This is a genomic window from Paenibacillus sp. EPM92, from assembly GCF_016586185.1.
GTDB lineage: Bacteria > Bacillota > Bacilli > Paenibacillales > NBRC-103111 > Paenibacillus_G > Paenibacillus_G validus.
Genome location: NZ_BCPS01000079.1, coordinates 105,237 through 118,436 on the forward strand (window position 1 = coordinate 105,237; position 13,200 = coordinate 118,436).

12 protein-coding genes and 1 pseudogene are annotated in these 13,200 nt (G+C 51.2%); 2 read left to right on the top strand and 11 right to left on the bottom strand.

Annotated features, from left to right (window positions below; all coding sequences use genetic code 11):
• Window positions 1–40: 40 nt before the first annotated feature.
• The 4 genes from JMF85_RS19145 to JMF85_RS19160 all read right to left on the bottom strand — a co-directional run bounded on the left by JMF85_RS19145 (window position 41) and on the right by JMF85_RS19160 (window position 3,311).
• Window positions 41–1,090 (bottom strand): SDR family NAD(P)-dependent oxidoreductase, encoded by a 1,050-nt coding sequence (locus JMF85_RS19145; RefSeq protein ID WP_127609883.1) that lies wholly within the window; start codon window positions 1,088–1,090, stop codon window positions 41–43.
• Window positions 1,091–1,260: 170 nt separating this feature from the next.
• Window positions 1,261–1,506 carry a hypothetical protein gene (locus JMF85_RS19150; RefSeq protein WP_127609885.1) on the bottom strand — a complete coding sequence of 82 codons (246 nt, stop codon included), beginning with the start codon at window positions 1,504–1,506 and terminating at the stop codon, window positions 1,261–1,263.
• 14 nt (window positions 1,507–1,520) lie between these two features.
• Window positions 1,521–2,348 (bottom strand): DODA-type extradiol aromatic ring-opening family dioxygenase, encoded by an 828-nt coding sequence (locus tag JMF85_RS19155; protein WP_127609887.1) that lies wholly within the window; start codon window positions 2,346–2,348, stop codon window positions 1,521–1,523.
• A gap of 72 nt (window positions 2,349–2,420) precedes the next feature.
• Window positions 2,421–3,311: an alpha/beta fold hydrolase gene (locus tag JMF85_RS19160; RefSeq protein ID WP_127609889.1), complete on the bottom strand. Its 891-nt coding sequence runs from the start codon at window positions 3,309–3,311 to the stop codon at window positions 2,421–2,423.
• A 280-nt stretch (window positions 3,312–3,591) separates the two neighbouring features.
• On the opposite strand from JMF85_RS19160, the pseudogene JMF85_RS19165 reads away from it, so the two are divergent.
• Window positions 3,592–5,373: pseudogene (locus JMF85_RS19165) on the top strand (NTTRR-F1 domain).
• Window positions 5,374–5,650: 277 nt separating this feature from the next.
• Complete coding sequence (locus tag JMF85_RS28165) at window positions 5,651–5,911, top strand: hypothetical protein (RefSeq protein ID WP_236595922.1); 261 nt, start codon at window positions 5,651–5,653, stop codon at window positions 5,909–5,911.
• A 333-nt stretch (window positions 5,912–6,244) separates the two neighbouring features.
• On the opposite strand, the gene JMF85_RS19175 is transcribed toward JMF85_RS28165, so the two are convergent.
• The 7 genes from JMF85_RS19175 to JMF85_RS19205 form a co-directional block, all read right to left on the bottom strand.
• Window positions 6,245–6,709: a hypothetical protein gene (locus tag JMF85_RS19175; RefSeq protein ID WP_181410166.1), complete on the bottom strand. Its 465-nt coding sequence runs from the start codon at window positions 6,707–6,709 to the stop codon at window positions 6,245–6,247.
• Window positions 6,710–6,948: 239 nt separating this feature from the next.
• Window positions 6,949–7,464: a hypothetical protein gene (locus tag JMF85_RS19180; RefSeq protein ID WP_201318749.1), complete on the bottom strand. Its 516-nt coding sequence runs from the start codon at window positions 7,462–7,464 to the stop codon at window positions 6,949–6,951.
• 30 nt (window positions 7,465–7,494) lie between these two features.
• Window positions 7,495–9,669, bottom strand: coding sequence for an ABC transporter transmembrane domain-containing protein (locus JMF85_RS19185; protein WP_308645028.1), 2,175 nt, complete (start codon window positions 9,667–9,669; stop codon window positions 7,495–7,497).
• Window positions 9,670–9,773: 104 nt separating this feature from the next.
• Window positions 9,774–10,631 carry a sugar phosphate isomerase/epimerase family protein gene (locus JMF85_RS19190; RefSeq protein ID WP_201318751.1) on the bottom strand — a complete coding sequence of 286 codons (858 nt, stop codon included), beginning with the start codon at window positions 10,629–10,631 and terminating at the stop codon, window positions 9,774–9,776.
• Window positions 10,624–11,619, bottom strand: a complete 996-nt coding sequence (locus JMF85_RS19195) for a DUF6005 family protein (RefSeq protein ID WP_201318752.1) — start codon at window positions 11,617–11,619, stop codon at window positions 10,624–10,626. The genes JMF85_RS19190 and JMF85_RS19195 overlap by 8 nt, the downstream gene beginning before the upstream one ends.
• Before the next feature lie 17 nt (window positions 11,620–11,636).
• Window positions 11,637–11,915 (bottom strand): petrobactin biosynthesis protein AsbD, encoded by a 279-nt coding sequence (asbD, locus tag JMF85_RS19200; RefSeq protein ID WP_054797982.1) that lies wholly within the window; start codon window positions 11,913–11,915, stop codon window positions 11,637–11,639.
• The gene (locus JMF85_RS19205) at window positions 11,915–13,195 is read right to left on the bottom strand and encodes an AMP-binding protein (protein WP_201318753.1); all 1,281 of its coding nucleotides are present in this window, start codon (window positions 13,193–13,195) and stop codon (window positions 11,915–11,917) included. The genes asbD and JMF85_RS19205 overlap by 1 nt, the downstream gene beginning before the upstream one ends.
• Window positions 13,196–13,200: the final 5 nt, after the last annotated feature.

Consider the following 13,200-nt stretch of genomic DNA (forward strand, 5'->3'; position numbering starts at 1 on the left):
GTTCTCGATGCCGTCTGACAGGATCGACACGGTTGTTCCGCTATGACTGCCCTTGCTCTGAAGCAAGCCTTTCAGAGGCGGAAATCCAAAGAGCGGCCCAAGCGTCAAACGGCAAGTGCGACACGCCCGAACGGCTGTATTTCGGCATGACGGCTTCCAGCTTGCTGTACATCTCTTCCATTTCCGGCGGCAACGAAACGTCGCTCCAAGCAGCGGAATCGCCGAATCCGTGATCGTAGTTCCATTCCGGGACATAAACGAGCCGTCCCGTGACCCCTTGCCCGTTTTGCCCCGCTAGGAAAAGAATCGAAGGCGTGACATGTTCCGGAATGGATGGCCGCATGAAGTAAACCATCCCCATTTCGCTCCAAGACTTCGCCGTTGCGTCGAACCACGAAGCACGCGTATGTCCGGGCATGATCGCATTGACGGCAACGCCTTCCCCCCGAACCTCTTCCCCCAAATAGAAGGTCAGCGCCATCGTCGCTGCCTTTGTGGCTTGATACGGCATTTCCACCGTCCACGGGCGCAGCGCGAAATAAGATCCCCCTTGATGGGTCGGCAGCACTCCACTGCTAACGACGTTGATGATGCTGCCGCTGCCTTTATCAAGCATCGGGCGAATAAACCGCCGGATCGCTTTCAAAACACCGAACGTGTTCACTTTGAACATCGTTTCCCAATCGCTATCCTTTGTATCGAGCGTCTTGACATGACCTTGCGGATAAAAAAGTGTCTCCGATACAAGAGCGGCGTTGTTCACCAGAACATCAACAGTCCCAAATCTCTCCATAACTGCTTCATAAGCCGAATCCAGTGAAGCGTCCTCCGCCACGTCCACTTGTACGGCCATTCCTCTTCCCGTGCTTTCTAAATGCTTGCGAAACTCTTCAGCATTGTCCCACTTTTGATCCGCAGCCACTACGTTGGCTCCAGCCGCAAGAAGACCTTCTACGATCACTCGGCCAATCCCGCGAGCACCGCCTGTGACTACCGCAACCTTTCCGTCCACTTGACCTTTCCACTGTTGTGTGGCTTGACGGACCATCTCACGTTGACGAACCATAATCTCATCTTTTTGTTGAACCATTTTTAAATTTCCCCTTTCACCGCCATAATTTTATCAGCATTCTTAATCCTAAAGTCCCACAATGAGATATTAGACATTTATTTCCTCAATCCTTTAGTGCCGTCGATATTTTCAACTCAACTTCTGTAAGGAGACCTTCATCCAAGGCGACTTTATACCTCTATGGATTGTTATATCCCCTGTCTGTACAGTTCCCGTATGTCCATCCTATGGATCAGAGACAGGTGCATAAGCAGCAGCGGATGAACACCCTCCTGATGTAAACGGGTTACGCTGCACTGCAAGATCGCTTCACGCTCTTCAGGTTCAAGATCGTAATCATCAAAAAGATTTGCATCGCCTTGCAAAAAGAGAAGCTGGTGCTCTTCCCGTTGCGACAGGTGAAACAAAAATTTGTTGATACGGTAACCGTTCATGCCACACACCTCTTTCACTTGATCACTGCACCAAAATCAATAAGGGCAATTCCCGTTCCCCAAGCTTCGACTGGTTCATAGCAAATAAGCTCACGCCGTCCCTGCGGCAGCGCTCCTGCCAGAGCCATCCAGCTTTTAATTTCCAACGCGCCGTTGCCCGCTTCTTCCTCGATGTGTGCGTTGCTCCATCCGAGAATTTCCTCGTCCCTATGGTGCAGCAGCAATTCCAGGAAACGCCGGTCAAAGGATTCGGCGATCTCCCCCATGCGGGGAACAGCCACCCAATGCGAAATTCCGCCCGTGGCCACCAGCGCCACCTTCCGGTCCTTCTCCCACCCGTTAACCGCATCGGCCACCATCTTCCCAAAGTGGTACAAGCGGTGGAGCGGCGCAATCGGGGGCGATGCGGCATTCATGAACACAGGAACAACCGGAATGTTCATCTGCGGTGTCAGAAAGTGCAATGGTACCATAAAGCCATGATCCAGTCGCATCTCGTAAGAATAAGCCAGGTCGAACTCCTGATCAAGACCGTACTGCAATACATGCTGTGACAAGTCCAAATCCAGATCAACCGAATAGGGGGGAACGCCGGCTTCGCCCCATCCCTGTGCTTTTTCACCTGTCCCTATACAAAGTGAAGGCATGTTATCCAAGAAAAAACTCTTCATGTGTTCGGCGGAAAAAAGGATCACCGTCTCTGCCCCGCTTTCCTCCAGGCGGCGTCTTATTTCTCCAAAAGCCTTATAAACCCGTTCCATTTGTTCCTGAGGAGCCTTGTCTTTGGCCCGCAGTATCAGCGCTGTATGAGCAACGGCAGCTGCGAAGACGATTCTTGCCATCGTTCAACATCCACCTTCCTTTCTTATCTATCTGATCGGCTGCATGGACACATGCAGCCTTGATGTCCACGCTTACTCTTGCCGGAAGAACTCGATCACCATGCGATTTACCAATTCCGGCTGATCCGTTTGGCACTGGTGACCCGCCTCTCTGATGTAAGAAAATGGAATATTGGGCAACAGCTTCTCTAATTCATGCCCCATCTCCACAGGAGCGAAGCTGTCGTCGATCCCCCATATAAACTCGGTCGGCACCTTCAATTGTGGCAATGAATCCTTTAAGCTGAACCGATCCCAAAGTTGAGGCTCTCTCCGCATACGCGACTGGTAGTCTTGAAAAGCCTGCATCGATTCGCGAATACCAGGACGGTTGGCCGCCACATGGCGAGCTCTCACAAGCTCATCCGTCACTTTGGTCGGGTCGTTGATAATGGCCGTGAGGAACTTGCGCATCGCCTCTTCTGTATAGTCATAGTGGAGCAGGGCTTGGAAAGCTGCATTGTTCCCCCCGTCCGGCCGCTCGAGGCCCATGGACATGGCGATGGTGGCACTGCCAATAAGGAAGCATTTCCTCACACGTTCCGGATGGTCAATCGTATACTTAGCCGCCACGTAAGCTCCTTGCGAATTGCCAACCAAATACACCTCATCCAAACATAACGCGTCAATAAAATCACTTACATGATTAACCAGGCTCTGATGCCCCAGCACAGGCCAAGCATGAGGCCGGGCATCCGTCCATCCCATGGAAATCTGGTCAGGCGCATATACACGAAAGCCTGCTTCTGCCAAAGCCGGCAGCATGAATCTCCAACCGGCTCCTCCAGACGAACCGGGGCCGCCGCCATGACATAAAACAACCGCAGGCCCTTCAGTTCCGGCCCAAGAATAATGTGTTCTCACCCCATTTGCCAAAACCCATCCGTTATGGTACGAGGAACCAAGTTTCATTTTTTGCACCATCTCCTTGCAATCCAGTTTTTATTGTACCATTCACATAATGTAAGTGCTTTCATATCGATAGTATCAACTTAATCAAATAAAAACTGCTAAATACTTATCATTTCAAAAACTTTCTTTACACCGGGTCACTTGGATTTGTGCATCTTGGATTACTTGATTATCGTCGCCTTCTTCAATACGATTTGTGTGTTTTGGCAGTTATAGATGACGTGGCAGAAGAAGTTGGACAACATATAATACTATTGCGTCCTAGTTATGGCGCTAAAAGAGGTGAGAACATATGTCTATCACTAACATTATTGTCAATGGCGGGTTTGAAACAGGGTCTTTATTGCCCTGGATTAATTTTAATGCAACCATTACAACCGATTTCTCGCATTCAGGTTTTTACGCAGCGCGTTTGCTCGGCGGAGATTTAAACTCCTTTATTACGCAGTTTGTGCCCGCAACCCCCGGAGAGTCATACGAATTCCTGGTTTCACTTGCGAAGGTCGGAACTGCGCCAAGCCCTCCCATTTCCTTGACTGTCGCCTTTTATAACGATTCATTCACATTTCTGGGATACGGATTGATTACTACGATTCAGACCGACCGATTGCCTGATGTAAACGATGATACTTGGCTGGAAATCTACCAAACAACCTCTGTGGCGCCGGCAGGTACTACGCAAGCTTTAGTCCTGATCAATAAACTTCCTCAGACGGGTAGTCCGGATGTCATTGCGGATGACGCAGCGTTACTGGAGGCGGCAGGGGGTGGAGCTACCGGACCGACGGGACCGACAGGGCCGACCGGAGCCACGGGCGCGACAGGCGCAACGGGCGCAACCGGAGCAACGGGCGCGACAGGCGCAACGGGCGCAACGGGCGCAACGGGCGCGACTGGACGCAACGGGCGCAACCGGAGCAACGGGCGACGACAGGCGCAACGGGCGCAACCGGCGCAACCGGCGCAACGGGCGACTGGAGCAACGGGCGCAACCGGAGCAACGGGCGCGACAGGCGCAACGGGCGCAACCGGAGCCACGGGCGCAACTGGAGCAACGGGCGCAACGGGCGCAACCGGAGCAACGGGCGCAACTGGCGCAACGGGCGCAACCGGAGCAACGGGCGCAACCGGAGCAACGGGCGCAACGGGCGCAACTGGCGCAACTGGGGCGACTGGAGCAACGGGCGCGACAGGACCGACAGGACCTTCCGGCGGGCCGCAGGGACCAACTGGACCAACTGGAGCAACAGGGCCTACCGGCGCGACAGGACCTACGGGGGCGACCGGACCGACGGGAGCGACAGGTGCGACGGGACCGATGGGCGCAACTGGCGCGACTGGCGCGACAGGGCCTACCGGAACGGTTGAGCCCAATCCGTTTCAAGTTTATGTTCAGGCAGGCGCAATAGGCGGGGATGGATCGCAAGCAAGCCCGTTCGGTACAATCCAGCAAGGCGTAACGGCAGTATTGCCCACCGGAACGGTTCACATTCTGCCGGGAACGTATCCGGTCACATCCACCATTTTGGTTAACAAAGCCGGCGTCAGTTTAGTTGGTTATCCGGGCGCGATCGTCATGCTGCAAGCGAATGTCATTCCAATTATAGTGTTGGGAAGCGGAGTAACGGTCAAAGGGCTGACCATGACCAGCGATATCCCGTATGCAAGGGAATTTATTCAAATTGGAGGTAACAATCATCGAATACTGGACAACACCATATTCGGCCCTCCACAAGCCGGGCCTTCAACGGGCTGGGTAGTCAATCGCGGCTTTGTGACACAAACAGGCAACATGAACAACCTGTTGGTGCAAAATAATCTCTTCTATTCTCTTCGCCAGCCAGCGTATTTAAATCCGGGTACAAACGGCAATATCCTGGATAATGTTGTCTATAACACCCGCGGATTTGTTGTTGAAGCAGCTGTATTTGTCTTTTCCGGAAATTCATGGGGCATCCCGGAAAACGCTGTAGATATCGCGCTGATACCTGGAACAGTGGTCGGTCCTCCATACGATCCTCTGACAGTACTGGCCGAGAATAACAGTAATGCTTCGATACAAGACACTCGATAACTACAAGCTGCAAGTTTCACTGAAGAGGATGGTAACGTTGTAAAAAGATTTTGGATAGAAAATTGACCTGAAAAGGGTGGCATATGATGCCACCCTTCATTAATTTCTTGAAAATCAACATTAAAATTTAACAGAGCCTTAAAATAAAGAAACGCTGTTTTCGCAAAGATTGTTGTTTTAGGGTAAAGTTTTATAATATCCAGATTTTCTGTAATATTGTAAATAAGAAATAGGATAAATCCGTCTTGTCTCTAAATCAATATTTGGTGGTGATTAGATGATGAAACATCTTTCTTGGATAAAAGGTCTTATCTTCGGTGCTTTATTTTCATTCATTACTGCATTATTATTTATGTTAATAGGTCAAGTTTGGGCTGGTGGAATTACTTCATTCTGGGGTGAAGAGTGGCTATATTTCTCAGTGATAATTCCTTTTGCTATTACCTTTGCAGTTTTAGGTGGATATTTTCACAATAGAAATGCATTATCTAACAAAAAACTTTGGCTGATAAGCCTTATAAGTGTGCATTTCTCGTAACCTTATACAGCGGAACAGTTGGTGCGATTTTTGGCGAAACTATCGTTAGGGGCGGATTGGAAACGATAAACGTTGAAGGTACATTCGTTTGGGGTACAATCTATGCTTTTATTTTACTTCCCCTTACAACACCATTCGCAAGATTTTTGATAGGAGTTTTTTATAAAATCATTTAGAAGATAAACCACTTTCGTGCTGAAAACCTTTATCCTTAGCGAATCAGGGAACAAGTCATTCTTAATCGCTCTGAACAGCTCTATTTGGTCTGCTTTGCTCACGAAAACAGCGTAAAGAAAAGACCATCGAGAATTCCCGACGGTCTGAAGCACGTGTTCAGTAGACACGGCCTTCGTTTCCTCTAAGTCCATCAGCGGCTCCAAAACGAAGGCAATAGGCCTCCAGCTCATGAAACGAAACCGTATAGAGAGCCAAGTTGTTCACGATGGATTTTGTCGAACCAGGCAGTTCGCTGAATTTCGTGAAGAGCCTTTCCAGTTCCCCCTGACCCTCAGAAGCCCAGAACTGAACCTTCTCGACATTCGGGTTTCCCGCTTTCATCTGGTCAATCAGCGCCTGCAATCCTCGTGCAAACACAAATGTGCGCCGATAAGCCTTCTGAATAAAAGCAACCTCCACCTGACATACTTCCCGGTCCTCATATTGGTTGGCGCCGGTACCATAGACGAAACCGGCCGCACCGACAATCTCGTAAGGCTCTTCACTGAAGATGAGCATGGCTTTGCCAAAAATTAAAGGGCTGCTGATAAAACTAAGCTTAATGGCAAATGAATAAGGCAAATTCAGTTCATCGTGATGCTTGATTACAAACTTTACATACGATTCATAGTCCATTTCCAAATCGCAAGGACGAAATTCGTAGGGCATTACTTCGGTTGTGCTCTTAAGGAATCATTGATGATGACTAATTGCCCAAATCTGTCACCTTTGCCGCCGGTTCCTTTAGAACCAAATCCTTTTGGTGGAATCATTCGGTACCCCTCCTTTTCGAAATCAATCCTTTGTTTTCTTTTTCCTAATTATACCTTGTCGAAAATTTTTAAGATAGTCCTAATCTGGTTAATTTTCACACAAAAGACCAATTCTTCTCCAAGCATACCCTCACGTCTGTAGCTTGTTTCGGAAAATTTGGAATACAATTTGCATAAATATTGATTTTCCTCCAGAGCGGCGAATCTCAATTCCTGCACCTCCGGATGCTCCTTCACGAGCTCACGAACCCAAAACCGCAGCCCGGTAATAAATAGCCGCGTCCCCCTGTGGGCTTTGTCTAAAATGACCATATCCGCAAAAGCAACCTCTTTATCCTTAAATTCCTCTTCCGGTGTACCCTGATAATAACCCAATACTCCGATCACCCGGTTGTCGGCATCCGTGGCTTGAAGCAAATGGCCCTGCGTCAAATAGGAATAAAGCAGGCTAATCGTATCCATGGTTGTATAAGAAAGATGCAGGTCGCGTCTGTTCTCAAGAAAGAATAAACTGACTTTGGCGAACTCATCATCATTGGAACAGCGTCTGCAAAGCGTCGTCATTGCGATCCTTCTTTCTGTCTCCACGAGACGTCAAATTCGCTTCTTCAGCGTTTGCTCCAGCGTTTGAAGAATTTGAGGGTATTGGTTTGTTAATATTTGAAATTGTTCCCGTCTTACAGATAGCAGCACCGATGGGCCCATGGCCCTCACCGTAGCGGTCCTTGGAATATCCCTGAGCAGGGCGATTTCGCCAAAGTGATCACCGTCCTGCAGAACGGCTACCCGCTTATCTCCCTCTTCGGGAACCTGCTTCACGATTTCAAACTTGCCGCGGACAATAATGTAAAATTTATGGCCTTCCTCTCCCTCACGCACAATAGCCTCGCCCTCTTTGCACGTTTCGGTGGAAAACAGGCTAGCCATGTCCTGGAGCAGCGGAAGCTCGATCCCTTCGAAGAAGGGCAGCTTCGCAAGCCGGTCAACCTCCACCGTTGCATGAAGGCCATCCTGAGACAAGTGAAACCCATGCTGCTTTTCCCAAAGGCTATAGTATAGTCCGTTTTGCTGCAGAAGTTCCTGGTGGGTACCGGATTCGACGATTCGGCCCTCCTTGAACACATGAATCCTATCGGCATTCACAACAGAGGCTAACCGGTGGGTTACGGAAATAATCGTAGTGTGCCTGCGAATCTGTTGAATCCATTGATTGATATCCGCTTCCGTAGCCGGATCCAGTGCCGACGTCACCTCATCAAGCAGCAGCAGCTTCGGATTTCTCAGAATCGCCCGTGCAATCGCGATGCGCTGCCGTTCACCCCCTGACAAAGATCCCCCTTCATGGTGGATCATTGTCTCATATCCCGCAGGCCAGCTTGCAATGACGTCATGTATTTTCGCCTGCTTCGCGGCTTCAACCATGTCCGCATCCGTGACGTCAACCCCGTCCAGCAGCAAATTATCCCGTATCGTTGTGTTAAATAAAAAAGTATCCTGAGTAACCAACGTGGATAGCTTTCTTAAGGAAGCCTCGCTTACGGTACGCAGGTCATAATCATCCATCGCAACCGTGCCCTGCCTGGGATCGTAGAAACGGGACAGCAGCTGCAACGCGGTGCTTTTGCCGGAGCCGCTTGAACCTACGAATGCCGTATAGCTGCCGGCTGCGATGTGCAGGCTGACGTCCCGCAATTGATCGGTTTCCTCGGTATATCCGAAGGTGACCCGTTCCATCCGGATCGAAGTTATGGAAGATGGAAGCTCTATGGGGTTGGCGGCTTCCGGAACGCCGGGCTGCTGATCGAAAATTTCCCCGACGCGCCGGAAGCTAACGCTCGAATCAATGAGGTTCGGGATCAGGAACGATAAATTGGAGGCCGCCTGACCAACGCTCATAAACAATGTAAAAAAGGCCATAAAGCCGCCGACCGTCATATCGTCATGGAGTATCAAATATCCGCCGAAGCCGAGCATAATCCCGTTCAAGATCAATAAAGCCGTTAGAGGCAAGCGCTCCATCAGGGAGTTGGTCATGTGCATGTTCAAACCAAAGGAAAACAGCTCTTGAATTTGCTTACGGGCCCGCTCCCGCAACCTGGCCTGCTGATGCAAGCCTTTAATCGTTTTATGACCCTTGACCATCTCGTCGATCGTATTGGAGAAGCGCTCCTGGGCTTCTTTATAGCCCGCATTGGCCGTTTCCGCACGGGCTTGAAGGAGTCTGGGCCCGACAAACATCAGTACGGAGCCGGCAAGCACGGCCAGCGCGAGCTTCCATTCGATTGAAAACAGCATAAAGAGTCCGAGCAGGATGCTTAAAGCCTCCTTCAGAAAGAAGGGACACGAGATGCGGATCACTTTCTCCATGGACGCCATATCCGCTGCGAAACGAGTAACAAGGTCGCCGACTCTGTATCGTTGATAAAAAGGCAGCGATTGCTGCTGCAGATGGATAAACAGCTCGGTTCTCAGCTCCCGAATCACCTCGCCGCTCAGCTTGCCTAACGAGTAATCCCCGCATGCACTTGCGCAAATGTTGAAAAATCCGCCTCCGAGCAAAATGCTCAGAATGATCGTGAACGCTTGGAAGTCCTTAGGTGTGAATGCCTCATCCACCAAGTATTTCAGGCTCAAGGGGGCTGCCACCGCATAAGCGACTTCAAAGAAGATGCTAAACAAAAAAATGGAGAACAGTAGTTTATATTGAGTAAAATGGCGCAACATGGTCCTTATAAAATCCAATTTTAATCGCCGCCTCCCAGTACCCATAGATTACCGCAGTTTCGCCAGGCTGTAAACGATTTCCATGATAGGAGCGAGATTTGATTGCAAAAAAAAGGCAGCTTTTAGCGCTGCCTTTCATTCACGAGCATTTATGGAGCTGGCGCGTATAAACGGTCCAGCCTGCGACGCAGCCATCCGATTTCCCCACTCAGCATCCGTCCAGGTTCGGCCCCGAACCATTCCAAAGAGGCGAACTTGCCGCTCGACCCGATGCGATCGATAATACGACGGTAATCGACCGCTCCGTTCGCCAGCGAAACCATCCCTTGCCGGCTGCCGTTAGCCGCATACACCTGATGGGGTTGAAACACGCTGCAGTGAGCAAGAGAGAGGATATTTTTCAGATGGAAATGCTCCACCCATGGCTCCAACTGCTCATAGCTTTCCAACGGGTCGTCCCCAGCCTCCCATAAGTGAAGGAAGTCCATATTCAGCTTAACCGCTTCATGGCTCACTTCCGTCATCAGCCGATGAGCCGCCGCTTTGTGATCGGCCAGCGTCCCCGGATGTGTTTCCACCAGCAAATCGATTCCATGATCCATACACAGGTCGCCAAGGATTCGAAGCTGCCGAACCGTATCCTCGAACTCGCCTGCGCTCACCTCTCTGCTGCCGCGCCTCCCCGCAAAAGTACGAATCCGCCTCGTTCTAAGCCAGCCCGCCAACGTGAGCAGTTCCTCGCATCGGGTAACGGTATCCGGGAAATTCACCCGGGATCCCACTTCCAAATAATCGCTGATCATTGAAACCGTCAGCCCTGCGGCTTCCGGCAAATGCATCCTGGAGCCCTTGCGCTCCTCATACAGGTGACGGGCGTGAACTCCCCATACTTCCATTCCGTTGAAGGCATGGACTCGGGCAAATTCGATCAGCTGCTCGAAAGAAATCAACGTGTGGCGAAAAGAGATGGTGCACAACGAGCACCCTAATCTGAATGAATCAGACATCAATAAGAAGCCCCCCTGCGTTGGAGTAGCGGGCAGACCATAAGGCAAGCTCCCGCTCCAGTTCCTGTTTAAGCCCACGTTCGATCGCTTCGGCCTTATCCAATGTTTCCAATAGTGAAGGAAGCAGCTCGGTACGGCCGGTCAGCGATAGTTTGACAGCCATATATTGCATCGTGTTGAAGGCTTGAACCAAATCGCGGATTTGCTGCGCCCAATGCTCATAATGTTCCCGTGGCAACTGCAGCTCATCGTGAAAGTACATGAACGCGTAATCATACCCGTATTTACGAATCACAATCACGTGCAGATGCTTGAGCGCATCCGCGAGCTGAGGCAGCTTCTCAGGCTCCCCGGCCAATCTTGAGACAAGCGCTCGCAGCTTGGATACCAGCTCATTGCCATGGAGATTAAATCCGTCATAAAAGTAAGAAACGACCGTATTCGGTGTCGGCGCCTGGATAGCGAGGGCTTCGATATAAAACCCGTCCGGATAAGGGTTATGAACAAAAGCCTGGAGCACCTGCTCCCGGCTGACGACCCCCTCCCACTTCATATCCGCGTCAAGCATGAACCATTCGCCCTCTCGTTCGGTAGACGAAACCAGCAAATAATGAGGGAACGGATTCAGATTGAACTTATTATCCCGCTCCGGCATGAGAGACATGTCAATCTGCACGACGACATGCCTGTGCTTAGGGGCATTCTCAACAAGTTCCACCAGTCTGACCGCATTTGCTGCCGAATCCTGATGCCGGTCATGCCACTGGATCACCCGAGTTCCGAACATTCGTTCATACCACTTCATCGATCGCTCATGCTGAATGGTATCTGAATAATACGACAAACCCGCCTCCGTCCAGGCAAACTCCGCATCCCACACGCCAAAATAAAAAGGGCGGTAATCGACATCGCTGTACCTTTTGACCACCTCGCACAAGCAGCTCACCACACAGTGAACCTTAATGCGCTGCTCCTTCCATCCGAACATAAATTCGCCTCCTTCTGTTACGCTCTTTGCTCCTCGTCAGTACCGGCGGGAGCCAAACGTTCCATGAAATCAAGAAGTGAGCCCACCGTATGAAAGACCCGCGGATCCACCTCCTCCTCCGGTATACGAAGCCCGAATTCCTCCTCAATCCAGACCAACAGCTGCAGCATCATCACCGAATCGACGCGAAGGTCCTCATTCAGCCTGTGCGTTTCCTCCAAGGGAGACAAGTCTGTCAGAAGAAGCCTGGTTTTCATCAATGAATGCAGCTCTGTTATCCGTTGATTCCGTCTCATCAGCTTAGATCCGCCTCCTCCAACATTTTACGGCTGATTTTACCCGTCGCATTCCTTGGCAGCTTCGTGACACACTCCACTTTGGCCGGCACTTTATAGGGAGGCAGCTTGCGTATGCACCATGCGCGAACCGCCTCGGGCGTAACCTGATGATCGGCCGCCACCATGCAGCAAACGACCTCGCCCATCACCGGATGCCGCCCTCGGTAGACGACGCACTCGCGGATGCCGTCCAGTTCGGAGACGACGTTTTCTACCTCCGTAGGATATACTTTAAGGCCGGATACGTTGATCACATCGTCGGCCCTGGCTAGAAGCCGCAGCTCTCCCTGCTCCATATACCCAAGATCTCCGGTGCGGATCACCCGGTCTTGCACGGCTATGATCAGTTCTTTCGGCATGTCTGCTGAAGCCCCGGCTTGCCTAATCCGAAGGTGGCCTAACGGCTTGCCGATATCTGCGCTAAACCGAAGGGAGCGGCTGACACTGATGCATCCGGCTTCGGAGCAGCCATACTGCTGAAGCACACCGTCCGCCAGAGGAGCAAGCTTATCCAACAAACCTTGCGGCAGAGGAGCGCCCGAGCTCATCAACTGATGATAACGAAAGCCGGAAGCGAAAGATGTCAGCACATGCAGCGTCAACGGTACCCCATACACGATATGCTTCGGCGTGTCCCGAAGGAGAGCCAAAGTCAGCTTCGGATTCGTATAGGCCGCGACGTGAGGCACCGCTTGCCGCTTCATAGCGGACAACACTCCGCTGATCAGGCCGTAAGCATGGCTTACCGGCGAGATGATGACCGGGGTAACCGAACCGTCCAGATCAATCGCTTCATTATAAGCCGTGATTTCCTCCGCTACAGCCGACCACGTTCGGCAAATGAGCTTAGGCTTGCCGGACGTACCTGAGCTGAACATGCAAAGCGAAGCCTCCTGGGCGGAGACAAGGGTATCGTTCGCTCCTTCCGGCGGCGTAAGCGTCAGAAAGCCGTCCTCGACGGATCGGTACACGAGGCCGCTGCACCCTGCTTCAATCGCCAGAGACTTGGCCGTCTCCAGCGGAGTTTCTCCGTGGAGCAGAAGCACCGATCCCCCTTGCTCCCGCAAAAAAAGCACCAGTATAATCAACTCGGCCGCGTTCGCCATGCAGACCGCGATCCGGCTTCCAGCTTTCCCCGCGTCCCGATAATGCGGCAAAAGCCCCCAGGCTTTCCAGCGTATATCCACATCCTCTTGGCCGAAATACAATTGGTTGACGGCAAACAGCTTCCCATTCACATGCG